Raw genomic sequence first — 24,213 nt, forward strand, 5'->3', positions numbered from 1 at the left:
GGGGGGGGGGGGGGGAGCCGGACCGGCAGGGTGAGCTTTGACAAACGCGAGAGTCCCGATTTCAGCGCAACGGCGCCGGACGGCCGAAGCATAAAGCAGGGCCGCCATTGCGCCACTCCTCAATTGGTCATGTCCGGCACCCGTTCCGGTCCGCTGGAGGAACGCCCGGCATGTGAAGGGTGCAGTGCAATAGATTGCGCGAGTGCGGGCCTGCGTCGAACTGTATCAGCGCGAGCCCCATCAATGCGCGGAGCACGCATCCGAATTGGCTTCCGTCCCGGCGTGGTTTTTCATACCCTCCCCGAACGCCGGCCGTAGACCGGTTGCGCTCACGACCCGGTTACAGGGGCGGAGCATCAAAGGGAGGGGAGGCGATGAAGCGAAGATCATTTCTCGCTGGTATCGGTGCGACCACCGCGGCGGCCACGATCGGCATGCCGTCGATCCTGAGGGCTCAAGCGCCGATCACGCTGAACGGCGCGGTCCAGTTCAACGACGACCACGCCTTCAACCGGGCGCTGATCAGGTTCGAGGAGCTGGTGAAGACGTATTACGGCAAGCCCGTCAACTTCACCCTGCACAGGAACTCGTCGCTCGGTCTCGAGAAACAGTATTTCGAGTACATGTCGCAGGGCAAGGCGGTCGATTACGGCATCGTCTCGCCGGCCCACATGTCGACCTTCGCCAAGGCGGCTCCGTTCATCGATGCGCCATTCGTGTTCAAGGGCATCGAGCACATGAACAAGGTCGTCGAGGCCAATATCCTGGCGCCGATCGCCGACGAGGTCGCGGCGAAGGCCGAGGTCGTCCTGATCGGTTATTCCGGCGGTGGCATCCGCAACATCTTCGCCAACAAGCCGCTCAGGAACCTTGCCGATCTCAAGGGCCTCAAGGTCCGCGTGCAGGGCGCGCCGATCTGGTCGAAGACCTTCGCGGCCGTCGGCATGAGCCCGACGGTGATCGCCTATAACGAAATCTACAACGCGATCCAGAACGGCGTGATAGCGGCGGGTGAAAACGAAGCCGCCGGTGTCGAGGCGATGAAGTTCTACGAAGTGGCCCCGCATCTCAACCTGACCCAGCACGCGGTGTCGATCCGGCCGATCTGCTTCTCGGTGAAGACGCTGAAGACGTTGCCCAAGGATTTGCAGGACGCGATCATGAAGGCCGGCAAGGAAGCCGGCGACTACGGCCGTCAGCTCGAGTCGAGCGAAGAGGTGGTCAAGCTCGACACGCTCGAGAAGGCCGGCAAGCTCAAGCGCGTTCCGTTCGAGGAGCGGGACGCCATGAAGAAGCTCGCCGACCCCGTGATGGCGACCTACGCCAAGGACATCGGCGCGGAAGGCATCTTCGAGAAGATCAACGTCGTCTGACGTTTCGGATGTCTACCGACGGAATACCGGGGCAAGCCTTGCGGCTTGCCCCTTTGGTAATGATCGCCGCTGCGGAGCTCCGATGACCGAAATATCTGCCGTGCCGAATCCGTCGCTGTGGCGCCGAGCGACGGCGGCCTACGCGAAATTGCTGGAGATCCTGCTGGCGGCCTGTGTGGGCATCCTCGTCATCCCCGTCACCTTGCAGATCATATCGCGCTACACCCCGCTCATTCCGTCCTACATCTGGACGGAGGAGATGGCGCGATTCCTGTTCGTCTGGACGATCATGATCGGCGCCATGGTTGGCATCCGGGAATCCCAGCACTTCGAAGTCGACGTCTGGCCCGATCTGTCGCGGCGGTCGGAGGCCCTGGTGCGAATCCTCGCGCGCCTCGGCGTGCTGGCGCTGGCATTTGTGTTCGTGTGGGCGGGCATCGAATTCACGAGGTTCGCGTGGAACAGGACGTCGGAGCTGGCCGATCTGCCGCTCTGGCTGATCCATGTCGCCTGGCCGGTGGCCGGCGTGACGTGGGTCGTGTTTGCGGGCGAGCAGATCCGTGACGAAATGCGGATTCTGGCCGGGGCAAAGCCATGAGCGGGAATGTTCTTTCTGCCGGACAGGCGGCGATGGTCCTGTTCGGGGTTTTCGTCGGCATGTTGGTCGTCCGCGTGCCGGTCGCCTTCGCGCTCGGCCTGGCCTGCGTGCCGATCCTGCTGATCGAGCCTCATTTGTCGATGATGATGCTCGCGCAGGAAACCTTCAACGCCTACAATTCGTTCATCCTGCTGGCGGTGCCGTTCTTCCTGCTCACCGCCAATCTGATGAGCATCGGCGGCATCACCGATCGGCTGGTCGCACTGTCGCGCTCGATGGTCGGACACTGGCCGGGCTCGCTGGCGCAGATCAACGTCGTGCTGTCGGTGTTCTTCGCCGGCATCTCCGGCTCCTCGACGGCCGACGCGGCGAGCCAGTCGAAGATCTTCATCGATGCCCAGACCAAGGAAGGCTACGATCTCTCGTTCTCGATCGCCATCACCGCGGTGTCTGCGGTGCTCGCTGTCATCATCCCGCCGTCGATCCTGATGATCGTGTGGGGCGGGCTGATCTCGACCTCGATTGCGGCGATGTATCTGGCCGGCATCGTGCCGGGCCTGCTGATTGCCGGCGCGCAGATGGCGACGGTGCACGTCTATGCGGTGCGACGTGGCTATCCGACCTATCCGAGAGCGAGCTGGGTCGAGATGCGATGCGCCATCTGGCGGTCGATCCCGGCCCTGATGACGCCGTTCATCATCGTCGGCGGCATTCTGCTCGGGTGGTTCACCGCGACCGAGTCCGCCTGCGTGGCGGTGCTCTATTCCGTGGCGCTCTCGACGTTCTTCTACCGCGAGACTGGTCCTCGCGAATTGTACAAGGCGTTGCTCGACACCGGGCGTCTTGCCGGCGTGGCGCTATTCTGTGTCGGCACCGCAAGTGCGTTTGGCTGGCTGCTTGCCTACTACAAGATCCCGCAGGAGCTGCTCGCCAATGTCTCGACATGGGGCATGGGCGCCGTCGGGGCCGGCTTCTTCATCGCCTTCTGCTTTCTGGTCGTCGGCTGCTTTCTTGACGCCATCCCGGCGATCATCATCGTCGGCACCGTGCTGGAGCCGCTGGCGAAGTCCGTCGATCTGCATCCGGTCCAGTTCGCGATCATTTCCATCGTGTCGCTGGCATTCGGACTTGTGACGCCGCCCTATGGCTTATGTCTGATGATCGCCTGTTCGATCGCCGGCGTGCGGCTGCGCTATGCTCTGAAAGACACTGTGATCATGCTGATTCCGATGCTGCTCGTGCTGGCGGCGGTCATCGTTTGGCCCAGCGTGTCGTTGTTCCTGCCGCGCCTGATCGTCCCGGAGATGCTCAAATGAGCCTCGATCCCGCGGCCTGTGGCGGCGGGATCGATTCCATTGATCAGAGATTGCTCTCGGTGATCGCGGCATAGACCATGCTGCGCAGCTCGCGCCGGATCGGATAGGCGCTCGACGGCAGCACCTGCGTCATGAAGATCGTGATCAGCTCCTCGGCCGGATCGATCCAGAACGAGGTCGTGGCCGCGCCGCCCCAATTGTATTCGCCGGGGCTGCCGGCGATGAGCGTCTCGGCCGGGCGCATCGTCACGGCGAAGCCGAGACCGAAGCCGATGCCGTTATAGGCGGCTTCCGAGAACAGCGAGCGCGATACCTCGGGAAGGAAACGGCCGCCCGGAATGTGATTGCTCGTCATCAGCGCCAGCGTCTTCGGTCCGATCAGCCTGACGCCGCCGAGTTCGCCGCCGTTGAGCAGCGCGCGGCAGAAGGTCAGATAGTCGGCCACCGTCGAACACAGCCCGCCGCCACCGGAAATGAGCGAGGGCGGAACGAGGAACGAGCTCTTGGCCGGGTCGTCCTGGAGCGTGAGGCCCTCGCGGCGCTGGCCGGCATGGAAGGTCATGCCGCCGCCGGGGTCCGCCGAATAGCAGGCGGCGAAGCGGTGCGCTTTCGAGGCCGGCACGTGGAAGTCGGTGTCGGTCATGCCGAGCGGATCGAGGATGCGTGTTTTCAGGAACTGCTCGAACGGAATCCCTGAGATCTTGCCGACGAGGTAGCCGAGCACGTCGGTCGCCACCGAGTAGTTCCAGGCCTCGCCCGGGGAGAACTCCAGCGGGATCTTTGCAAGGCTCTCGATCATGGTCTGGAGCGTGCCTGACTTCTCGACCTCGCCGATCTTCTCGGCGCGATAGGCGGCATCGACATTGGAGCGCTGCTGGAACCCGTAGGTCAGCCCGGAGGTGTGGCGCAGCAGATCGACGATCAGCATCGGCCGGGACGGCGGCCGGGTCAGGAAGGCCGGCGCGGTGCCGGCGACGAACACGCCGAGATCCTTCCATTCCGGAATGTACTTTGCGACGGGCTCGTCGATCGCGACGAGGCCCTGCTCGACCAGCATCATGAAGGCGACGCTGGTGAGCGGCTTGGTCATGGAATAGATGCGGTAGATGGTGTCGTCCTTGACCGGCGCCTTGCGCTCGACATCGGCAAAGCCCTGCACGGTGCTGTGGGCGATCTTGCCGCGGCGGTAGACCAGCAGATGCGTGCCCGGGAAGCGGCCGGCATCGATGTACCGGTTCTTCAGGTGCGCATCGACGCGGTCGAGCGCGGCCTTGGACATGCCGACGGATTCGGGCGAGGCGGGGGTCGGGGCGAGCATCAGTTCCTCCGGGGCGTTTTGTCGGAAAGTTGATACCGAAATGGACGCCGCATTCCAAGCCGGTTGCGCTTAACGCGAGCACGCCGACTGGTGTAGGCTCCGGCCTGGAACGCCTCCAGGGAGCCCGTCCGGGCCAACGAGAAAACTCAGGGCAAACGCACCATGACCCAGTTCAACGAGACCGAACTCACCGAAGCCGTCGTCCGGAGCTTTGACCAGACGCCCGATACGCGCGCAAAATTCCTGCTCCAGGAATTGGTGAAGTCGCTGCACGATTACGTGAGCAAGACCGGTCTCACCTTCGAGGAATGGGAATACGCCATCGATTTCCTGACCCGCACCGGCCAGAAATGCACCGACACCCGCCAGGAATTCATCCTGCTCTCGGACGTGCTCGGCGTCTCCATGCTGGTCGACGCGGTCAACCACAGGGATCGCGAGGGCGCCACCCAGACCACGGTGCTCGGCCCGTTCTATGTCGGCGAGCACAAGGTGACCGCCCACGGCACCGACATCTCGCCAAACAACCAGACCGGGGAACGGATGTTCGTGCAGAGCCGCGTCACCGACCTCAAGGGCAAGCCGCTCGCGGGCGTTCCCGTGGATGTCTGGCATGCCGACGATGACGGTTTCTACGATTCACAGAAGCCGAACTACGACGAGGTCGGCGCTTCGGCGCGGGCGCGCTTCATCACCGACAGCGACGGCCGCTTCTTCTTCCGCACCATCCTGCCGTGCAGCTATCCCATCCCGACCGATGGCCCCGTCGGCGAGATGATCGTGCAGACCAGGCGGCATCCGATGCGGCCCGCGCACGTGCATTTCCTGGTCAACGCCAGGGGGTACGAGCCGCTGATCACCCACGTCTTCATGGACGGCGACAAATATCTCGATTCCGACGTGGTGTTCGGCGTCAAGGATGATCTCGTTGCCAAGGTCGAGCCGCGCAACGACCTCGAGATGCCCGACGGCACCAAGGCGAACGGGCAGTGGCATTTGATGACCTACGAATTCCACCTCAAGCCCGGCGGCGGCATGGCGCCGAAACCGCTCGGGGTGAAGGCGGCGGAGCCGGCATAACCGCCGGCGCTTTGGTTCACGACACCGTTATTGCCACCGGCCGCGCGCGTCGCCACCCGTAACTGGGCATCTTGGGCGTGTTGTTGTACCCTCGGCGGAGCAATCGCACGATCGCAGGAGGAACCCTATGTCCACCGTCGTGTTCAACCGTCGCAACCTCCTCGCCGTTGGCGGCTCCGTCCTGACCTCGGGCGTTTTGGCAACCGGTGTTGCCGGGCTGCTGCTGCCGGCCCGCGCGGAGGGTTTCGCACCGACTGCATCGATGTCGGGTGGGGCGAACAATTACCGCAAGGGCGCGGCGATCGTGGACCGGATCGGCAAGGGCGGCTTCTGGATGAGCGGCACCGTGCGCCGCGCCGGCGATGGCACTCCGCTGGCCGGGCAGCGCATCCAGATCTGGGCGCACACGACCGAAGGGCAGGAGCACGAGCCGCAGAGTCACGGCGCCACGCTCACCGACAAGGACGGCGTGTTCCGTCTCGAGATGCCGCAGATCATTCCCATCTTCGGCCAGCCGCATGGTCACCTCGCTTATGACAGCGGTGAATTCAAGACCGTCTTTCTGCGTCCGGTTATGCGGAGCGCCAAGGAAACCAGCCTCGAGGCGCATTTCGTGCTTCAGCCGGCCTGACCGAACTGGAATCAAGGGGATGAGATCAGTCCGGGTGACCCTGAGCTGGGCCGCCCTTGTCGTCGCCGTCGGCGTGCCGATGGCCGCCGCAGCGATGAGCCCGCAGCTCGAATGGCGCGGGCCTGTCTACATCCTGGCGGGGTTCGCGGGGATTGTCGCGCTGGGTCTTGCGCTGGTTCAGCCCTTGCTGATCGGCGGATATTTGCCGGGACTGTCCGGCTATCGCGGACGCCGCGCCCATCACTGGATCGGTGGCGCGCTGGGCGTGGCGGTGATGATCCACGTCGCGGGCCTCTGGATCACCAGCCCGCCCGACATGATCGATGCCCTTCTCTTCGCCTCACCGACGCCGTTCTCGCCCTTTGGCGTGATCGCCATGTGGGCCATCTTCGCCGTCGCGCTTCTGGCCGTGCTCCGCCGGCGGTGGGAACTGCGGCCGCGAACGTGGCGTATGGCGCACATGGTCTTCGCGATCATCATCGTCGCAGGCAGCGTGGTTCACAGCATGCTGGTTGAGGGGACCATGGAAACGGTGTCGAAGGCGGCTCTCTGCGCACTGATCCTCGGCGCGACCATCAAGGCCGTGGCCGACTTGCGGCTGTGGCGAAAGCGAGCGACGTCGCGCGAAGAGAGCGTCGTGCAACGGTAGAAGCTGGCACTTCGCGCGCGATGAATGCGCGCCCTAACGCGCGTGCAGCAGTGCGAGCAGGACGACGACGGCGCAGGCGAGGGCGGCCGAGGTCAGCTTCCAGAACATCAGCGGGCTGCGCTCCAGGAGCGGCGTGATCCGCGTGTTCAGATAGGCCGGATTCGGCGAGCGAAGCTCGAAGACGAATTCGGAGAGGTCCTCGTGCCGCTTGTAGGGATCGGGATGCAGCGCGCGCCTCAGCGCGCCGTCGACCCATGCGGGCACGTTGCGCTCGTCGTCGGCCGCGCGGTACTGGAGCCTTCGCACATCGGATTTGCGCCGGATCCTGGCGATCTGCGTGCCATAGGGCAGCCGTCCCGTCAGCATCTGGTAGCAGATCACGGCCAGCGAAAACATGTCCGAGCGCGGCGATCCGCCTTCCCCGAGAAAATACTCCGGCGCCGTATACTGCACCGTTCCCAGGATTTCGCCGGTCTCTCCCAGCGGCGCCGCCTCAGTGACGCCGGCCACCCTGACCGATCCGAAGTCGATGATCTTCGCGGTGCCGGTCTTGTCGATCAGGATATTGTCGGGCCTGAGATCCTGATGCAGCATCTCCATGCGGTGGAAGGCGCGCAGGCCCGCGGCGATCTGCTCGACCAGCCCGCGCACGGTTTCGAGATCGGGCCGCGGATTGTCGGTCATCCACTGCCGCAGGGTCTGTCCCTCGATGAACTCGGTCGCGACGTAGAGGTAGTTGCGCCGCCGCGACTGCGACAGCGGTTTGAGCACATGCGGGCTGTCGATCCGGCGCGCGATCCATTCCTCCATCAGGAAGCGCTTGAGGTAGGCGGCATTGTCGCGCAGATCGATCGACGGCAGCTTGAGCGCGACCGGAGCGTCAGTCTCCGCATCGACGGCGAGATAGATGTGGCTGCGGCTGCTGCCGTGGATCTCCCTGATGATCCTGTATCCGTCGAACATCGCCCGCGGCTCCGGCAGCGGAGGAAGCGGCAGTTCGGAGGTCTGATTGAAGATGTCGGGCGACTCGTTTTCCGGCACCGCGTCGACGCGCAGGATCTGGACCGTGATGTTGTCGTCGCTGCCGCGCCGGTAGGCCTCCTCGACGATCGTTTTTGCCGCGGCGTCGAGATCGGCTGCATGCTCGTTGATCGCGCCGGTCACGAAACGCGGTTCGACGAATTCGTAGGCGCCGTCGGTGGCCAGCAGGAAGGTGTCGCCAGCCTGGATCTCGACCGTCTGGTAGTCGATCTCCAATTGCGGATTGATGCCGAGCGCGCGGCCGAGATAGGTCTGCTCCGAGGAGACGATGATGCGGTGGTCGTCGGTCAGTTGCTCGAGCGCCTTGCCTGCGACGCGGTAGATGCGGCAGTCGCCGACATGGAAGATGTGCGCGGTGGCCGCTTTGATGACCATGGCGCTCAGCGTGCAGACATAGCCCTTGTCGCGGTCATAGGCATATTGGCTCTTGCGCGTCTGCGCGTGGAGCCAGGAATTGGTCGCCTCCAGCACGCGGCGGGCGGAGGTCTTCACCGTCCAGGATTCCGACGTGCAGTAATAGTCCATCAGGAAGCTCTTGACCGCCGATTCGCTGGCGATCTGGCTCACCGTGCTGCTGGAGATGCCGTCGGCGAGAACCGCCGCGATGCCCTTCAGGCTGAGCTGGGGCTCCTGCGGAATCAGCACGCCGTGAAAATCCTGGTTGACGGGCTTGCGCCCCTTGTCGGAGTGCTGGCCGACCGAGATCTGGAGTCCGCGGGACATCGTCATCACCAGGAGAAGGGAGCCTCACCCTGATCGGGCGAGGCTCCCCTGTCGAGACGTATCAGGCCGCAACGCGGGACGGCGTGGACTTGCCGGCCTCGCGCTTCGGCTTCGTCAGCACATGCGTTGTGTAGAGGGTCATGCCGGTGAAGGCGAGGCCGCCGACGAGATTGCCGAGCACGGTCGGGATCTCGTTCCAGATCAGATAATCCATGATCGAGAACTTCGCGTGCAGCATCAGGCCCGACGGGAACAGGAACATGTTCACCACGGAATGCTCGAACACCATGTAGAAGAACACCAGGATCGGCATCCACATCGCGATGACCTTGCCGGAGACCGAGGTCGAGATCATGGCGCCGACGACGCCGGTCGAGACCATCCAGTTGCAGAGCATGCCGCGCAGGAACAGCGTCGCCATGCCGGCCGCGCCGTGCGCGGCGTAGCCGAGCGTTCGGCCCTCGCCGATGTTGCCGATCGCCGCGCCGACCTTGTCGGGGTCCTGCGTGAAGCCGAATGTGGTGACGAAGGCCATCATGAAGGCCACGGTGAAGGCGCCGGCGAAATTGCCGACGAAGACGAGGCCCCAGTTGCGCAGCACGCCGCCCAGGGTGACGCCGGGGCGCTTGTCGATCAGCGCGAGCGGCGAGAGCACGAACACGCCGGTCAGGAGATCGAAGCCCAGCAGGTACAGCATCACGAAGCCGACCGGAAACAGCAGCGCGCCGACCAGCGGCTGGCCGGTGTTGACGTTGATGGTGACGGCGAACCAGGCGGCGAGCGCAAGGATGGCGCCGGCCATATAGGCCCGGATGATGGTATCCCGGGTGGACATGAAAATCTTGGACTCGCCTGCATCCACCATCTTGGTGACGAATTCCGAAGGCGCGAGATACGACATCAATGCTTCCTTTTGCTTCGTAAGTGAGAACGGCACGCCCCCTTCAGGAGAGCGCGGCTGAGCGTCATTGGGCCGTGCGGACGGTGCTGCCGCGCACGAGTTCGATGGAAGGTCTGGAAGCCCCGGGGAATCGCGTCACGAGAATTGGGCCCAGAGGGCCGCGAAGCAGTCGAGCTTCCTGATGCAGCCGCCAGAGGCCGCAACGATGCGGCAAAGCCGCAGTCTTCGTTGACGCCAGTACAAATGCAAATTGCGTGCCGCGTGGCGTCGTAATAAAAATACAGCGCAATCAATTGGATGCCGTCATCGCTGAGCTGGCTTTTGCTTGCTGTTCGGCCTCATGTCTAAGCGATTGCATAAGGTTTGTGCGGCGCACAAGTATTGAGCAGAACGCAAATTCCGCGTGCGAAGCAGGCGTGCGGCAGTCTGGCGCAGCTCAGGTAAGCTATTAATTTCACATATCTTTTCGCGGCGTTGGGCTTGGCATGAAGCTTGAATAGTTCCAAGCCGACGCCATTGAAGCCGTCCCGCGAGACTTCTCATCCGATTTTGCTGACGCCACCAGACGGGGGTCCCCCCGTCGCGCGTTCGCATGCGCCTTTTTCTGGCGTCACGGACGGACCGGGCTGCTCGTGCGCACTGACGCAATCATTCCGCAACGACGCAAAGGACGACACCGCCTATGACCAAGCGCATACGCCGGCCATCGGATACTGGCCTCAGCCGCCGTCAATTGTTGAAAGCCGCAAGCGGCACCGCCGCTCTTCTCGCCGCCGCCAAGCTGAATTTCCCCGCCGGCGCCTTCGCGCAGGATGCAGGCCCCGAGGTCAAGGGCGCCAAGCTCGGCTTCATCGCGCTGAGCGATGCCGGCCCGCTTTTCGTCGCCAAGGACAAGGGCCTGTTCGCGAAGTACGGCATGCCTGATACCGACGTGCAGAAGCAGGCCTCCTGGGGCACGACGCGCGACAACCTCGTGCTCGGCTCGGAAGGCAACGGCATCGACGGCGCGCATATCCTCACCCCGATGCCGTATCTGATCTCGGCCGGCAAGGTGACGCAGAACAACCAGCCGACGCCGATGTACATCCTGGCGCGGCTCAATCTCGACAGCCAGTGCATCTCGGTTGCCAACGAATATGCCGACCTCAAGCTCGGCGTTGACGCTGCGCCGTTCAAGGCGGCGCTGGAGAAGAAGAAGGCCTCCGGCAAGTCGGTGAAGGCCGCGATGACCTTCCCCGGCGGCACGCATGACCTCTGGATCCGCTACTGGCTCGCTGCCGGCGGCATCGATCCCGACAAGGACATCGAGACCATCGTGGTGCCGCCGCCGCAGATGGTGGCCAACATGAAGGTCGGCACCATGGATTGCTTCTGCGTCGGCGAGCCCTGGAACCTGCAGCTGATCCACCAGAACATCGGCTACACCGCTGTCAACACCGGCGAACTCTGGAACAAGCATCCGGAAAAATCCTTCGGCATGCGCGCCGCCTTCGTCGACAAATATCCGAAGGCCGCCAAGGCGCTGCTGATGGCCGTGATGGAAGCGCAGCAATGGTCGGACAAGGCCGAGAACAAGGCCGAGCTCGCCGCCATCATGGGCAAGCGGCAGTGGATGAACTGCCCGGTCGAGGACGTGCTCGACCGCACCGCAGGCAAGTTCGACTACGGCATCCCCGGCAAGGTGGTCGAGAACTCGCCGCACATCATGAAGTACTGGCGCGACTACGCGTCCTATCCGTTCCAGAGCCACGACCTCTGGTTCCTGACCGAGGACATCCGCTGGGGCAAGTACGAGGCGAACTTCGACACCAAGGCGCTGATCGCCAAGGTCAATCGCGAGGACATGTGGCGCGATGCGGCCAAGACTCTCGGCGTTTCGGCGGCCGAGATCCCGGCCTCGACCTCGCGCGGCAAGGAGACCTTCTTCGACGGCAAGGTGTTCGATCCCGAAAATCCGGCGGCCTATCTGAAGTCGCTCGCGATCAAGCGCGTCGAAGTCTGATGGAGCCCTGCGGCCGCCCGCGCGGCGGCCGCATCGTCTTTTGCAGCCGGAGAGATATTGCGATGAACATGCCTGCCACCAAGATCGAGGTTGAGACTGCGACGCCTGCGGCCACCGCCGCGCCGGTCGTCGCGATGACGCCGAAGCGCCCGCCGCGCAGCGAAGCCTACGCGCGCATGGCGCGGGAAACCGTCGTGCGCGTGATCCCGCCGCTGGTCGTGATCGCGCTGCTGACGCTGGTCTGGGAGCTGGTTTGCCGCCGCGCCGGTTCGGCGTTGCCGCCGCCGTCAAAGGTGTTCAAGGACACCAAGGAATTGATCCTCGATCCGTTCTTCGACCATGGCGGCATCGACAAGGGCCTGTTCTGGCATCTCTCCGCCAGCCTCCAGCGCGTCGCGCTCGGCTATTCGCTCTCCGCCATCGCCGGCATCGCGCTCGGCGTGCTGGTCGGACAGTCGGTCTGGGCGATGCGCGGGCTCGATCCGCTGTTCCAGGTGCTGCGCACCATCCCGCCGCTGGCCTGGCTGCCGCTCTCGCTCGCCGCGTTCCGCGACGGCCAGCCCTCGGCGATTTTCGTCATCTTCATCACCTCGGTGTGGCCGATCATCATCAACACCGCTGTCGGCATCCGTAACATCCCGCAGGACTACCGCAACGTCGCCGCGGTGGTGCAGCTCAACCCGCTCGAGTTCTTCGCCAAGATCATGATCCCGGCGGCGGCGCCCTACATCTTCACCGGCCTGCGCATCGGCATCGGCCTGTCGTGGCTCGCCATAGTCGCGGCGGAAATGCTGATCGGCGGCGTCGGCATCGGCTTCTTCATCTGGGACGCCTGGAACTCCTCGCATATCAGCGAGATCATCCTGGCGCTGTTCTATGTCGGCATCATCGGCTTCGTGCTGGACCGGCTGATCGCGGGCCTCGGCAAGATCGTCACCCGCGGCACCGCGACAAGCTAAGGGGGAAGGGACACATGACCGCCTATCTGAAGCTCGACCACATCGACAAGATATTTACCCGCGGCGCCGCCAGCACCGAGGTGCTGAAGGACATCAACCTGACGATCGAGAAGGGGCAGTACGTCTCGATTATCGGCCATTCCGGCTGCGGCAAGTCGACCCTGCTCAACATCATCGCGGGATTGACCACCGCCACCACCGGCGGCGTGCTGCTGGAGAACCGCGAGGTCAATTCGCCCGGTCCCGACCGCGCGGTGGTGTTCCAGAACCACAGCCTGCTGCCGTGGCTCACCGTCTACGAGAACGTCAGGCTCGGCGTCGACAAGGTGTTCGCCAAAACCAAGACGAAGGCCGAGCGCGACGCCTGGGTGATGCACAATCTCAACCTCGTGCAGATGGCCCATGCCAGGGACAAGCGTCCCTCGGAGATCTCCGGCGGCATGAAGCAGCGCGTCGGCATCGCGCGGGCGCTGGCGATGGAGCCGAAGGTGCTGCTGCTCGACGAGCCGTTCGGCGCGCTCGACGCGCTGACCCGTGCGCACTTGCAGGACTCCGTGATGGCGCTGCATCAGAAGCTCGGCAACACCATCCTGATGATCACCCACGACGTCGACGAGGCGGTGCTGCTCTCAGACCGCATCGTGATGATGACGAACGGGCCGAGCGCGCGCATCGGCGAGGTGCTTGAGGTGCCGCTCGCCCGACCGCGCAAGCGGCTCGAGCTCGCCACCAACGCCACTTACCTGAAGTGCCGCCAACGCGTGCTCGAATTCCTCTACGAGCGTCACCGCTTCGTCGAAGCCGCGTAAGCGCATCGTTAACGCGTGATGCGCTGCGCCTAATATAAAGACATCAAGCTCAATCCTTGTGCGCCGCACAAGGATTGAGCGAATCGCAAAATTTGCGTGCGAAAACGCCTTGCAAAAATTTCGGGCAATACGAACAAGCTACTGAATTCCCTGTATTTCCTGGTCGTGCGCAGTTGGCATGGAAGTTGAATTACTTTGCCCGACGCCAACGACGACGTCCCTCAACATCATCAATCAGCATCGTGATCTCGCCACCGGGGTGAAGCCTCGGAGCGCGCCTCCATGCCTGGAGGCTGAGCCTGCAACGACGCAGCGGTGAGCCTGGAAGGGATAAGCAATGACCAAGAGTCCGGCTTCAAATGAGACTTGGATTTCTGACTGGCGCCCCGAAGACGAGGCGTTCTGGAATGCGGGCGGCAAGACCATCGCCCGGCGTAACCTGATCTGGTCGATCGTCGCCGAGCATATCGGCTTCTCGGTGTGGCTGATCTGGAGCATCGTCACCACCAAGCTGCCGCAGGCGGGCTTCCACTACACCACCGACCAGCTGTTCCAACTCGTCGCGGTGCCGGGGCTGATCGGCGCCTTCATGCGCTTTCCCTACACCTTCGCGGTCACGACCTTCGGCGGCCGCAACTGGACCATCTTCAGCGCGGCGATCCTGTTCATCCCGACGCTGTCGCTGGCTTATTTCGTCGGCCAGCCCGACACGCCGTTCTGGCTGATGCTGCTGGTGGCCTCGACCGCCGGCCTCGGCGGCGGCAATTTCGCCTCCAGCATGACCAACATCTCCTTCTTCTTCCCTGACCGGATGAAGGGATGGGCCCTCGGCCTGAATGCGGCCGGCGGCAATATCGGCGTCTCCAGCGTGCAGCTCCTGACCCCGATCCTGATGACGCTCGCCGTCATCAACCTGTTCCAGGCAACGCCGGTCGACGGCGTGTTCCTGCAGAACGCCGGCCTGATGTGGGTGCTGCCGATCGCCATCGCAGTGTTCGGCGCGGTGTTCTTCATGAACAATCTGACCACGGCGAAGTCGTCGATCAGGAACCAGCTGGCGGTGGTCAAGCGCAAGCACACCTGGATCATGGCGTATCTCTATATCGGAACGTTCGGCTCCTTCATCGGCTACTCCGCGGCGTTCCCGCTGCTGATCAAGACGCAGTTTCCGGCGATCTCGATCTCGATCGCGTTCCTCGGGCCGCTGGTCGGCTCGCTGTCCAGGCCGCTCGGCGGCCTGCTTGCCGACAAGATCGGCGGCTCGATCCTCACCTTCTGGAATTTCATCGCGATGGCGGCGGCGACGGTCGGCGTGCTCTATTTCGTCGGGCACAAGGACTTCACCGGCTTCCTCGTGATGTTCCTGATCCTGTTCGTGACGACGGGCATCGGCAACGGCTCGACCTACCGCATGATTCCCTCGATCTTCCGCGAGCAGAATCTGTTCAAGGTTCGCGGCAAGGGCGATGCGGCGCGCGCGGCAGCCCTGAAGACGGCGAGCATCGAGAGCGGTGCGGCGGTCGGCTTCATCGGCGCGGTTGGCGCCGTCGGCGGCTATTTGATCCCGAGCGGTTTCGGCAAGTCGATCGCCCTGACCGGCGGCCCGTCGCTGGCGCTCGCGATCTATCTCGGCTTCTACGCGTCCTGCCTTGCGCTGACCTGGTGGTTCTACCTGCGTCGCAGCCCGCAGGGTGAGGGCGCGCCAAGCCTCGCCGAAGCGCGGGTCTGACATCTGGTACGAATCTCGCTTCTCTCCGTACGCGGGGAGAAGTCTCTCTGATGACGTTTGATCCATGAACCTTGTTCGCAACGGCGCGGACCAAGGCAGACCGAAACAGACAGGAGAACATCATGACTTCAGAACAGATCGCCCTCATCCAGCAGAGCTTCGCCAAGGTCGCGCCGATTTCGGAGACGGCCGCGGTGCTGTTCTACGATCGTCTGTTCGAGGTGGCGCCGTCCGTGCGCGCGATGTTCCCCGAAGACATGACCGAGCAGCGCAAGAAGCTGATGGGCATGCTTGCCGCCGTCGTCGGCGGCCTGTCGAACCTGGACTCGATTCTTCCCGCGGCCTCGGCGCTCGCCAAGCGTCACGTCAACTATGGTGCCAAGGCCGAGCACTATCCCGTGGTCGGTGCGACCTTGCTGTGGACCCTGGAGAAGGGTCTCGGCGATGCCTGGACGCCCGAACTCGCAACGGCCTGGACCGACGCCTACGGCGTGCTGTCCGGCTACATGATTTCCGAGGCCTATGGCGCGCCGGCGCAGGCCGCCGAATAGGAGATGCCTTGTGAGTGAACCGCTGGTCATCGTCGGTAACGGTATGGCGGCCGCGCGTCTGGTCGACGAGCTCGCCAAGACCTCGCTCGGTCGCTATGCGGTCGCGGTGATCGGCGAAGAGCCGCGGCTCGCCTACAACCGCGTGCTGCTCTCTTCCGTGCTGGCCGGCGAGACCGGCTCGCACGAGATCGAGCTGCGGCCGGCCGACTGGTGGCGCCATCGCGGCGTCACGGTGCGCTACGGCTACCGCGTCACCGAGATCGACACCGGCCGCCGCGAGCTCAAGATCGAGGGCGAGGAGAGCATGGAATATTCCAAGCTCGTGCTCGCGACGGGATCGACGCCGCTGCGGCTGAACGTGCCCGGCGCCGATCTCACCGGGGTGCACACCTTCCGCGACACCCGCGACGTCGACCTGCTGCTGACGCTTGCGGCGGCGAAGAAGCGCGTCGTCGTGGTCGGCGGCGGCCTGCTCGGATTGGAGGCGGCCTACGGTCTCGCCAAGGCCGGCGCGCCGGTGACGCTGCTGCACCTGATGGACCGGCTGATGGAGCGCCAGCTCGATTCTCCGGCCGCCGATCTGCTGAAGACGCTTGTCGAGCGCAAGGGCATCCGCATCCTGCTCAATGCCAGCACCAAGTGCATCCATGGCGATGGCCATGTCGAAGCCGTCGAGCTTGCCGACGGCAGCCGCATCGAGGCCGACGCCGTGATCTTCGCCGCGGGCATCAGGCCCAACGTCGCGTTGGCCAAGGACGCCGGCATCGCCGTCAACCGCGGCATCGTCGTCAACGACGTGATGCAGACGGCCTCGCCCGACATCTATGCGCTGGGTGAATGCGCCGAGCATCGCGGCACCTGCTATGGCCTGGTCGAGCCCGCCTATGAGCAGGCGCGCGTGCTGGCGCGGCACCTCGCCAGCCGCCCCGCCGCCTATCAGGGCAGCGTAGTCTCGACCAATCTGAAGGTCTCGGGCGTCAGCGTGTTCTCCGCCGGCGATTTCATGGGCGGGGAGGGCAGCGAGAGCCTCGTGCTGTCAGACCGCAGGCGCGGCACCTACAAGAAGCTCGTCATCGCCGACGGCCGGCTCACCGGCGCCGTGCTGATCGGCGATACCGTCGATGCGCTCTGGTATCTCGAGCTGATCCGCAATCGCGACAAGGTGGCGGCGATCCGCGCCGACATGATGTTCGGCCGCGCGCTCGCGCGTCCCTCCAAAGCGGCATGATGGAGGTGACATGACGGCGATCGACCCAAATCTCCGCACCACCAAAACGACCTGTCCCTATTGCGGCGTCGGCTGCGGCGTGCTCGCAACGCCCGACGGCAAGGGCGGCGCGGCGATTGCGGGTGATCCCGATCACCCCGCCAATTTCGGCCGGCTGTGCTCGAAGGGGTCCGCGCTCGGCGAGACCGTCGGCCTCGAAAGCCGTCTGCTCTATCCGATGATCCGTTGCAAGGGCGTGCTCGAACGCGTCGCCTGGAGCGATGCGCTCGACCATGTCGCCCACCGCATGCAGCACATCGTGGCGCGTGACGGCGCCGATGCGGTTGCGTTCTATCTCTCCGGCCAGCTCCTCACCGAGGACTATTACGTCGCCAACAAGCTGATGAAGGGCTTTGTCGGCACCGCCAATGTCGACACCAATTCGCGGCTCTGCATGTCGTCCTCGGTCGCCGGCCACCGCCGGGCCTTCGGCGCCGACACCGTGCCGGGCTGCTATGAGGATCTCGACCAGGCCGATCTTCTCGTCTTCGTCGGCTCGAACGCTGCCTGGTGCCACCCCGTGCTGTTCCAGCGCATGCTGAAGAACCGCGGCGAGCGTGGCGCGCGCATGATCGTGATCGATCCGCGCCGCACCGACACGGCGACCGATGTCGATCTGTTTCTCGGCCTCAAGCCGGGCACCGATACTGCGCTGTTCTCAGGCCTGTTCGTTCATCTCGCCGACAATGGCGCGCTGGATCAGGACTACATCGCGAGCAACACATCGGGCTTCGACGACGCGCTGGCCCGCGCACGCAACATCGCCGGCAGCGTCACCGCCACCGCGCTTGCCACCGGCCTTTCCGAGCAGGACGTCGCGACCTTCTTCAAGATGTTCCGTGACACCGAGCGGGTCGTCACGCTCTATTCGCAGGGTGTCAACCAGTCGGCGCAGGGCACCGACAAGGTCAACGCGATCCTGAACTGCCATCTCGCCACCGGGCGCATCGGCAAGCCGGGCGCATCGCCGTTCTCGCTGACCGGCCAGCCCAATGCGATGGGCGGCCGCGAGGTCGGCGGCCTCGCCAACCAGCTTGCCGCGCACATGAACTTCACGCCGCCCGACATCGACAGGGTGCGGCGGTTCTGGAAGGCGCCGCGCATCGCCACCCACGAGGGGCTGAAGGCGGTGCAGCTGTTCGAGGCGATCAACCGCGGTGAGGTCAAGGCGCTGTGGGTGATGGGCACCAATCCCGCGGTGTCGCTGCCTGACGCCGACTTCGTGCGCGAGGCGCTGAAGAAGCTCGAACTGTTCGTCGTGTCCGAGAACGTGCTCTCCAACGACACCGTCGAGGCCGGCCCGCACGTGCTGCTGCCGGCGCTGGCCTGGGGCGAGAAATCGGGCACCGTCACCAATTCCGAACGCCGCATCTCGCGCCAGCGCTCGTTCCTGCCCGCGCCCGGCGAGGCACGGCCGGACTGGTGGATCCTGAGCGAGACCGCAAAGCGCCTCGGCTTCGGCGACAGCTTCAATTACAAATCCGCCGCTGACATTTTCCGCGAGCATGCGGCTCTTTCGGCCTTCGAGAACGACGGCAGCCGCGATTTCGACATCGGCGCGCTGACCTCGCTGTCGGACGATGGCTTCGATACCTTGAAGCCCGTGCAGTGGCCGGTGCGCGACGGCCAGGCGCCGGGCGAGCGCTTCTTCGCGAGCGGTGGCTTCTTCACCAATGATGGCAAGGCCCGCTTCGTCGCGCCCGAGGTGCCGGCGCTGCGCGGCGAGACTGGGCCGTCGCGTCCGCTGCGACTCAACACCGGACGCATCCGCGACCAGTGGCACACCATGACGCGCACGGGCCTCAGCCAGCGGCTGGGCGCGCATCTGCCCGAGCCGTTCGTCGAGGTTCATCCCGACGACGCCGGCAGGTACGGTATCGCCCATGACGGCTATGCCCGCATCACCACCGATTACGGCCAGTGCATCCTGAAAGTCGTCGTCAGCGAACGGCAGCAGCGCGGCACCCTGTTCGTGCCGATCCACTGGAGCGCGATGAATGCCTCGCACGGCCGCGTCGGCGCGCTGGTTCAGTCCTTTACCGATCCGTTCTCGGGGCAGCCGGAATCGAAGGCGACTCCGGCCGCGATCACGCCCTATGAATACGTCTTCCGCGGTTTTGCGCTGTCGCGAAAGCAGCTCGACCTGCCATCAAACCTGATGTGGACCCGCGTCACGGTCAGCGGCGGCTTCGGCTATCTCTTCGCCGACAATGCCGATCTGTCGCGCTGGCCGGCCTGGCTCGAGAGTGTCGCGGGCGAGGATGTCGCCGAGTACCGCGATTTCGGCGGCGGCGTTTTTCGCGCGGCGTCGTTTGACGGTGATCGCATCGAGACCTGCCTGTTCGTCGGTCCCGCGCATGATGCCGGCGACTGGGAAGTGGTGAAAAGCCTGTTCGTGGCCGACCAGGTCAGCGACGACCAGCGCCGGATGCTGCTGTCGGGCAAGTCCAGCGAGGGCGCGGCGTCGACAGGCCCGGTCGTCTGCGCCTGCTTCGGCGTCGGCCGCGGCACCATCTGCGAGACCATCGCCGCCGGTGCGCGCACCGCCGCCGAGATCGGCGCCAGGCTCAAGGCCGGCACCAATTGCGGCTCCTGCATCCCCGAGCTGAAACGCCTGATTGCGACGACCGAGGTCGTGCCGGCGAAGCAGGTGAAGGTCGCGGGCGCGGCGGGCTAGACCCGGCTCTTTCCACGTCATTGCGTGCGTAGCGAAGCAATCCAGAGTCCCTCCGCGGAGATGGTCTGGATTGCCTCGCTGCGTGCGCAATGACGGTGATAGAGGCGCAAACTATCTCCCGACGTCGTCCTGGCGAAGGCCGGGACCCATTGCCCCGGTCGGCGTTGTCCGAGCGCGCTGTGGCCACCATCTACTGCAACAACATCTCCCTGTGGTAATGGATCCTGACTTTCGCCAGGACGACATCGGAGCCCGATATGAACACAAAACCCTTCGGCAAGACCGGCACCAGCGTTTCCGTCATCGGGCAGGGCACCTGGTATCTCGACCACGGTGACCGCAAGCGCGCGATTGCGGCGCTTGCGCGCGGGCTCGATCTCGGCATGACGCATATCGACACCGCCGAGATGTATGGCGATGCCGAACTCGTCATTGCCGACGCGATCGCGGGCCGGCGCGACGAGGTATTCCTCGTCTCGAAAGTGTTGCCGAGCAACGCCTCGCGGCGCGGCACCATCACCGCGTGCGAACGCTCGCTGAAGCGGCTGAAGACCGATCGCCTCGATTGCTATCTGTTGCACTGGCGCGGCTCGTATGCGCTCGAAGACACCGTCGCTGCATTCGAGGAGCTGGTGAAGGCGGGCAAGATCAAATCCTGGGGCGTCTCCAATTTCGACGCCGACGATCTCGACGAGATTCTCGAGGTTGCCGGCGAGGGCCGCATTGCCTGCAATCAGCTGCTCTATCATCTCAAGGAGCGCGCGATCGAGCATGCCGTGATCCCGTGGTGCGAGCAGCACGGAGTTGCCGTGGTCGCGTACTCGCCGTTCGGTCACGACGATTTTCCGGACGCGCGCAGCAAAGGCGGCGCCGTGCTGGCGCGCATCGCGGAGGCACGGCGCGTGACGCCGCGTCAGGTCGCGCTGAGCTTCCTCACCCGTGCGACTACGGTGTTCGCGATCCCGAAGGCGTCGTCGGCGGAACACGCCGGCGAAAATGCGGCGGCCGGTGATCTCGTGCTGACGAAAGACGAGATTGCGGCGCTGGATGCGGCGTTTCCGCGCGGTCCGAAGCCGCGCGGCCTGCCCATGCTGTAGTGCAGCAAAGCCTATTATTAATGGAGTATTGACGCGCGCGGACGTGAGCGCATATCGGCATCCTGTTTTCGGAAGTTGTGAAAGCGGCGCATTTGTCGTTTTTTACAACCGTTCCCGAATCGTCGTTTTTCCAGGTTCCAGCCGTGACACCGCCGCCCGCCGTAGCCGCAAGGCTCGACAGTATTCCCATGCCCATGCCGGAGAAGAAGGAGACGCGCCGCGCACCTGCGCGCGTCGATCATCCGTTCAAGGGCATCGCGCTGATCCTGCTGTCGACGGTGTTTCTGGGCTGCTCCGACACCGCCGCAAAATATCTGTCGACGAGCCTGCCCTCGATCGAGATCACCTGGATCCGCTTTCTCACCTTCGCGCTGATGTTCACGCCGGTGATGCTGCGGTCCTCGCCGTATTATGCGATGCGCACCGAGCGTCTCGGCATGCATGTGATGCGCGGTGCGGTGCTGCTTGGATCCTCGCTGTTCTTCATCACCGGCCTTGGCTTCCTCCCGATCGCGGAGGCGTCCGCCACCGGCTTCGTCGCGCCGCTGTTCGTGACCGCGCTTTCGATCGTCTTCCTCGGTGAGAAGGTCGGCATGCGCCGCTGGTTCGCCACCGCGCTCGGTCTCGTCGGCGTGCTGATCATCCTGCGGCCGGGCACCGGCGCGTTTCACATGGCCGCGTTCTTCCCGGTCATCTCGGCGGCCTGCTGGGCCGGCACCCTGATCCTGACGCGCATGATGAGCGGCCGCGAGGCGGTCGTCACCACCATGGCCTATTCCTCGCTGACGGGCCTTGCGATCCTCACTGCAATCGTGCCGTTCGTCTGGGTGACGCCGTCCTGGACCGCGATCGCACTCGGCATCTTCATCGGCGTTGCCTCGACCGCGGGCCAGTGGATCGTGGTGCTGGCCTATCGCTACGGCGATGCCTCGGTGCTGGCGCCGTTCTCCTACTCGCAATTGTTGTGGGTCAGCATTCTCGGCTTCTTCATCTTCGGCGAGGTGCCGAGCATCTGGACCATCATCGGTGCTGCCTTCATCGTCGCCAGCGGCCTCTACATCGCCCATCGCGAGCGCGTCCGCCGTTCACAGCTTTTGGTCCAGGCCGAGCGTTCCCCGAACGCCTGACGCAATATCGCTGCGTCAACTTCGTGCTATCAACGGCTCCAACAACCAGGGAGGAGCCGGATGCGCGCTGCGATTTTCAGGAACGGCGAGATTGTCGTTGGCCAGATGGCCGAGCCGAAGCCGGGCCAAGGCCAGGTGCTGGTCAAGACGCTCGCCTGCGGCATCTGCGGCTCCGACCTGCATGCGCGCCAGCACGCCTCCCGCATGGTGGAGATGGCGCGGAAGACCGGCCGCAAGCCGATGGACCTCTCCCGCGACGTCGTGTTCGGTCATGAATTCTGTTGCGAGATCGTCGATTTCGGTCCGGGCACCGCGCGCAAGCTCAGGCCCGGCGCCCGCGTCTGCTCGCTGCCTGCGCTGGTGACGCCGCAGGGCATCGAAGGCATCGGCTACTCCAACGACAATATCGGCGGCTATGCGGAAGCGATGCTGCTCAGCGAGGCACTGCTGCTCGAAGTGCCCAATGGTCTTGCGCCGGAACACGCCGCGCTGACCGAGCCGCTCGCGGTCGGTGTTCATGCCGTGTCCAAGGCCAACATCCGTGGCGGCGAGGTGCCGCTCGTCATCGGCTGCGGCCCGGTCGGGCTCGCGGTGATCGCGGCGTTGAAGATCAGGGGTTTGCATCCGATCGTCGCCGCCGACTATTCGCCGACGCGCCGTGCGCTCGCGACCAAGCTTGGCGCGGACATTGTGGTCGACCCGAAAGTGTCGCAGCCCTACGCGACCTGGGCCGAGCACGCCCAGATGTCGGAGGCGGAGAAGGCGGCACGGCCGCCGTTCCAGGCGATGCTGCCGGCGTTGAAGCCCGCGATCATCTTCGAATGCGTCGGTGTGCCCGGCCTGCTGCAGCAGGTGTTCGAGGGCGCGCCGCGCGATGCGCGCATTGTCGTGGTCGGCGTCTGCATGGAGGCCGACAGAAACGAGCCCATGCTCGGCATCATGAAGGAGCTCAACGTCCAGTACGTGCTGGGCTATACGCCGGAGGAATTTGCAGCCTCGCTCCGCCTGATCGCGGAAGGGCAGGTTGATGCCGCCGCGATGGTGACGGCGGAAGTGGGCCTCGACGGCGTGGCAAAGGCGTTCGCCGACCTCGCCAATCCCGAGGCGCACACCAAGATCATCGTGCAGCCGTGGAAATGACTTTTCTTCGTAGGGTGGATTGGCCGAAGGCGTAATCCACCACTGTCCATTTCCGCGGAGGCAAAAGGGTGGGTTACGCCGAGCAGATGCGCCTCGCGCAACTGCTCGTCTAACCCACCCTACGAGACCGTCGTCAATATTTCGACGGCACGTACATCTCCGGCGGAATCGGGCCGCGGTGATAATCGGGATTGCGGACGCGCGGCGGCAGCACCACCGGCGCGCGGGCGACCTCCTGGTACGGCATCTGGCTGAGGAGATGCGCGATGCAGTTGAGGCGGGCGCGCTTCTTGTCGACGGCATCGACGATCCACCACGGCGTATCAGGCAGGTGCGTGTGCTCCAGCATCGTCTCCTTGGCCTTGGTGTAGGCCTCCCAGCGGCTGCGCGCCTCGACGTCCATCGGGCTCAGCTTCCACTGCTTGAGCGGATCCTTGATGCGCATGGTGAAGCGGAACTGCTGCTCGTCGTCGGTGATCGAGAACCAGTATTTGACCAGGATGATGCCGGAGCGGATCAGCATGCGCTCGAACTCCGGCACGGTCTTGAAGAATTCCTGGTATTGCTCCTCGGTGCAGAAGCCCATCACCCGCTCGACGCCGGCGCGGTTGTACCAGCTGCGGTCGAACAGCACGATCTCGCCGCCGGCCGGCAAATGCGAGACGTAGCGCTGGAAATACCATTGCGTGCGCTCGCGCTCGCTCGGGGCGGGGAGCGCCGCAACGCGGCAGATGCGGGGATTGAGCCGCTGGGTGATGCGCTTGATCACGCCGCCCTTGCCGGCGGAGTCGCGGCCCTCGAACAGCACCACGACCTTCTTCTTCTCACTCTGCACCCAGTCCTGCAGCTTGACCAGCTCGCCCTGGAGGCGGAGCAATTCCCGGAAATAGAGCCTGCGATCGACCGACGGGCGGAGCGCATCGGTCTCGTCCAAGAGCTCGTCGAGCCTGCTGTCATCGAGCTCCATCTCCAGCTCTTCGTCGAGATCGTCGGTCATTTCCCGGATGATGCGCTCGCGTTTGGCCATTTCAGGGGTGCGGTCGGATGCGGTCATGGGTCTCTCTCTCGGGCCAAGGATGGCTGTCGCCCCGACCATCGACGGGGTTTATTGCGTCCTTGTGACGATAGCGGGCCGCCACGACGGCAGTGCACTCCCTCTCCCGCTTGCGGGGGAGGGCTGGGGTGGGGGTGTCTCCGCATCGGGATAATCCCAATGTGGAGAGAG

At 64.5% G+C, this 24,213-nt stretch carries 20 protein-coding genes; 16 read left to right on the forward strand and 4 right to left on the reverse strand.

Annotated features, from left to right (window positions below; genetic code table 11):
• The first annotated feature begins 374 nt into the window (after positions 1-374).
• The 3 genes from PMI42_RS36700 (at position 375) to PMI42_RS36710 (ending at position 3,287) form a co-directional block, all read left to right on the forward strand.
• Entirely contained in the window at positions 375-1,373 is a 999-nt protein-coding gene (locus PMI42_RS36700; protein ID WP_008144957.1) for a TRAP transporter substrate-binding protein, read from the forward strand.
• Between the two features lie 82 nt (positions 1,374-1,455).
• Positions 1,456-1,971, forward strand: coding sequence for a TRAP transporter small permease (locus PMI42_RS36705; protein WP_008144958.1), 516 nt, complete (start codon positions 1,456-1,458; stop codon positions 1,969-1,971).
• Positions 1,968-3,287 carry a TRAP transporter large permease gene (locus PMI42_RS36710; RefSeq protein ID WP_035968054.1) on the forward strand — a complete coding sequence of 440 codons (1,320 nt, stop codon included), beginning with the start codon at positions 1,968-1,970 and terminating at the stop codon, positions 3,285-3,287. Before PMI42_RS36705 ends, PMI42_RS36710 begins: the two co-directional genes overlap by 4 nt.
• Before the next feature lie 43 nt (positions 3,288-3,330).
• Here PMI42_RS36710 and PMI42_RS36715 read toward each other — a convergent pair whose 3' ends face one another.
• Positions 3,331-4,605, reverse strand: a complete 1,275-nt coding sequence (locus tag PMI42_RS36715; protein WP_008144962.1) for a serine hydrolase domain-containing protein — start codon at positions 4,603-4,605, stop codon at positions 3,331-3,333.
• Between the two features lie 162 nt (positions 4,606-4,767).
• Between PMI42_RS36715 and PMI42_RS36720 the strand changes: the two genes are divergently transcribed.
• The 3 genes from PMI42_RS36720 (at position 4,768) to PMI42_RS36730 (ending at position 6,965) form a co-directional block, all read left to right on the forward strand.
• Positions 4,768-5,685, forward strand: a complete 918-nt coding sequence (locus PMI42_RS36720) for an intradiol ring-cleavage dioxygenase (protein WP_008144963.1) — start codon at positions 4,768-4,770, stop codon at positions 5,683-5,685.
• Positions 5,686-5,812: 127 nt separating this feature from the next.
• Positions 5,813-6,316, forward strand: a complete 504-nt coding sequence (locus tag PMI42_RS36725; RefSeq protein ID WP_008144965.1) for a peptidase associated/transthyretin-like domain-containing protein — start codon at positions 5,813-5,815, stop codon at positions 6,314-6,316.
• Positions 6,317-6,335: 19 nt separating this feature from the next.
• Positions 6,336-6,965, forward strand: coding sequence for a ferric reductase-like transmembrane domain-containing protein (locus tag PMI42_RS36730; protein ID WP_008144966.1), 630 nt, complete (start codon positions 6,336-6,338; stop codon positions 6,963-6,965).
• A gap of 33 nt (positions 6,966-6,998) precedes the next feature.
• On the opposite strand, the gene PMI42_RS36735 is transcribed toward PMI42_RS36730, so the two are convergent.
• Together PMI42_RS36735 and PMI42_RS36740 are read right to left on the reverse strand one after the other, a co-directional pair.
• Positions 6,999-8,735 carry a bifunctional protein-serine/threonine kinase/phosphatase gene (locus PMI42_RS36735; RefSeq protein ID WP_008144968.1) on the reverse strand — a complete coding sequence of 579 codons (1,737 nt, stop codon included), beginning with the start codon at positions 8,733-8,735 and terminating at the stop codon, positions 6,999-7,001.
• A gap of 55 nt (positions 8,736-8,790) precedes the next feature.
• Positions 8,791-9,630, reverse strand: coding sequence for a formate/nitrite transporter family protein (locus PMI42_RS36740; protein WP_008144971.1), 840 nt, complete (start codon positions 9,628-9,630; stop codon positions 8,791-8,793).
• A 682-nt stretch (positions 9,631-10,312) separates the two neighbouring features.
• Between PMI42_RS36740 and PMI42_RS36745 the strand changes: the two genes are divergently transcribed.
• From PMI42_RS36745 to PMI42_RS36790, 10 genes are all read left to right on the forward strand, one after another.
• Positions 10,313-11,632, forward strand: a complete 1,320-nt coding sequence (locus tag PMI42_RS36745) for a CmpA/NrtA family ABC transporter substrate-binding protein (RefSeq protein ID WP_008144972.1) — start codon at positions 10,313-10,315, stop codon at positions 11,630-11,632.
• A gap of 62 nt (positions 11,633-11,694) precedes the next feature.
• Positions 11,695-12,591 carry a nitrate ABC transporter permease gene (ntrB, locus tag PMI42_RS36750; protein WP_008144974.1) on the forward strand — a complete coding sequence of 299 codons (897 nt, stop codon included), beginning with the start codon at positions 11,695-11,697 and terminating at the stop codon, positions 12,589-12,591.
• A 14-nt stretch (positions 12,592-12,605) separates the two neighbouring features.
• The gene (locus PMI42_RS36755; protein ID WP_008144977.1) at positions 12,606-13,400 is read left to right on the forward strand and encodes an ABC transporter ATP-binding protein; all 795 of its coding nucleotides are present in this window, start codon (positions 12,606-12,608) and stop codon (positions 13,398-13,400) included.
• Between the two features lie 337 nt (positions 13,401-13,737).
• Positions 13,738-15,129, forward strand: a complete 1,392-nt coding sequence (locus tag PMI42_RS36760) for an MFS transporter (protein ID WP_008144978.1) — start codon at positions 13,738-13,740, stop codon at positions 15,127-15,129.
• Positions 15,130-15,251: 122 nt separating this feature from the next.
• Complete coding sequence (locus PMI42_RS36765) at positions 15,252-15,680, forward strand: globin family protein (RefSeq protein WP_008144981.1); 429 nt, start codon at positions 15,252-15,254, stop codon at positions 15,678-15,680.
• A gap of 10 nt (positions 15,681-15,690) precedes the next feature.
• Positions 15,691-16,908 carry an NAD(P)/FAD-dependent oxidoreductase gene (locus PMI42_RS36770; RefSeq protein WP_008144984.1) on the forward strand — a complete coding sequence of 406 codons (1,218 nt, stop codon included), beginning with the start codon at positions 15,691-15,693 and terminating at the stop codon, positions 16,906-16,908.
• Positions 16,909-16,918: 10 nt separating this feature from the next.
• The gene (locus PMI42_RS36775; RefSeq protein WP_008144986.1) at positions 16,919-19,624 is read left to right on the forward strand and encodes a nitrate reductase; all 2,706 of its coding nucleotides are present in this window, start codon (positions 16,919-16,921) and stop codon (positions 19,622-19,624) included.
• 257 nt (positions 19,625-19,881) lie between these two features.
• Positions 19,882-20,721 (forward strand): aldo/keto reductase, encoded by an 840-nt coding sequence (locus PMI42_RS36780; RefSeq protein ID WP_008144988.1) that lies wholly within the window; start codon positions 19,882-19,884, stop codon positions 20,719-20,721.
• 188 nt (positions 20,722-20,909) lie between these two features.
• Positions 20,910-21,848 (forward strand): DMT family transporter, encoded by a 939-nt coding sequence (locus tag PMI42_RS36785; RefSeq protein WP_008144990.1) that lies wholly within the window; start codon positions 20,910-20,912, stop codon positions 21,846-21,848.
• A gap of 60 nt (positions 21,849-21,908) precedes the next feature.
• Positions 21,909-22,988: a zinc-binding dehydrogenase gene (locus PMI42_RS36790; RefSeq protein WP_008144994.1), complete on the forward strand. Its 1,080-nt coding sequence runs from the start codon at positions 21,909-21,911 to the stop codon at positions 22,986-22,988.
• A 133-nt stretch (positions 22,989-23,121) separates the two neighbouring features.
• Here the strand turns inward: PMI42_RS36790 and ppk2 are convergent, their stop codons facing one another.
• On the reverse strand, positions 23,122-24,042 hold the full coding sequence (gene ppk2, locus PMI42_RS36795) for a polyphosphate kinase 2 (protein ID WP_008144996.1): 921 nt from the start codon (positions 24,040-24,042) through the stop codon (positions 23,122-23,124).
• Positions 24,043-24,213 lie beyond the last annotated feature (171 nt).

It is taken from the genome of Bradyrhizobium sp. YR681, from assembly GCF_000282615.1.
Taxonomy (GTDB): domain Bacteria; phylum Pseudomonadota; class Alphaproteobacteria; order Rhizobiales; family Xanthobacteraceae; genus Bradyrhizobium.

Excerpts from the sequence above, each read along its gene's own strand:
- PMI42_RS36720 (WP_008144963.1), top strand. The coding sequence starts at position 4,768 with ATGACCCAGTTCAACGAGACCGAACTCACCGAAGCCGTCGTCCGGAGC.
- PMI42_RS36775 (WP_008144986.1), top strand. The coding sequence starts at position 16,919 with ATGACGGCGATCGACCCAAATCTCCGCACCACCAAAACGACCTGTCCC.
- ntrB (WP_008144974.1), top strand. The coding sequence starts at position 11,695 with ATGAACATGCCTGCCACCAAGATCGAGGTTGAGACTGCGACGCCTGCG.
- PMI42_RS36705 (WP_008144958.1), top strand. The coding sequence starts at position 1,456 with ATGACCGAAATATCTGCCGTGCCGAATCCGTCGCTGTGGCGCCGAGCG.
- ppk2 (WP_008144996.1), bottom strand. The coding sequence starts at position 24,042 with ATGACCGCATCCGACCGCACCCCTGAAATGGCCAAACGCGAGCGCATC.
- PMI42_RS36765 (WP_008144981.1), top strand. The coding sequence starts at position 15,252 with ATGACTTCAGAACAGATCGCCCTCATCCAGCAGAGCTTCGCCAAGGTC.
- PMI42_RS36700 (WP_008144957.1), top strand. The coding sequence starts at position 375 with ATGAAGCGAAGATCATTTCTCGCTGGTATCGGTGCGACCACCGCGGCG.
- PMI42_RS36740 (WP_008144971.1), bottom strand. The coding sequence starts at position 9,630 with ATGTCGTATCTCGCGCCTTCGGAATTCGTCACCAAGATGGTGGATGCA.
- PMI42_RS36790 (WP_008144994.1), top strand. The coding sequence starts at position 21,909 with ATGCGCGCTGCGATTTTCAGGAACGGCGAGATTGTCGTTGGCCAGATG.
- PMI42_RS36780 (WP_008144988.1), top strand. The coding sequence starts at position 19,882 with ATGAACACAAAACCCTTCGGCAAGACCGGCACCAGCGTTTCCGTCATC.
- PMI42_RS36735 (WP_008144968.1), bottom strand. The coding sequence starts at position 8,735 with ATGACGATGTCCCGCGGACTCCAGATCTCGGTCGGCCAGCACTCCGAC.
- PMI42_RS36760 (WP_008144978.1), top strand. The coding sequence starts at position 13,738 with ATGACCAAGAGTCCGGCTTCAAATGAGACTTGGATTTCTGACTGGCGC.
- PMI42_RS36730 (WP_008144966.1), top strand. The coding sequence starts at position 6,336 with ATGAGATCAGTCCGGGTGACCCTGAGCTGGGCCGCCCTTGTCGTCGCC.
- PMI42_RS36725 (WP_008144965.1), top strand. The coding sequence starts at position 5,813 with ATGTCCACCGTCGTGTTCAACCGTCGCAACCTCCTCGCCGTTGGCGGC.
- PMI42_RS36710 (WP_035968054.1), top strand. The coding sequence starts at position 1,968 with ATGAGCGGGAATGTTCTTTCTGCCGGACAGGCGGCGATGGTCCTGTTC.
- PMI42_RS36715 (WP_008144962.1), bottom strand. The coding sequence starts at position 4,605 with ATGCTCGCCCCGACCCCCGCCTCGCCCGAATCCGTCGGCATGTCCAAG.
- PMI42_RS36755 (WP_008144977.1), top strand. The coding sequence starts at position 12,606 with ATGACCGCCTATCTGAAGCTCGACCACATCGACAAGATATTTACCCGC.
- PMI42_RS36785 (WP_008144990.1), top strand. The coding sequence starts at position 20,910 with ATGCCCATGCCGGAGAAGAAGGAGACGCGCCGCGCACCTGCGCGCGTC.
- PMI42_RS36745 (WP_008144972.1), top strand. The coding sequence starts at position 10,313 with ATGACCAAGCGCATACGCCGGCCATCGGATACTGGCCTCAGCCGCCGT.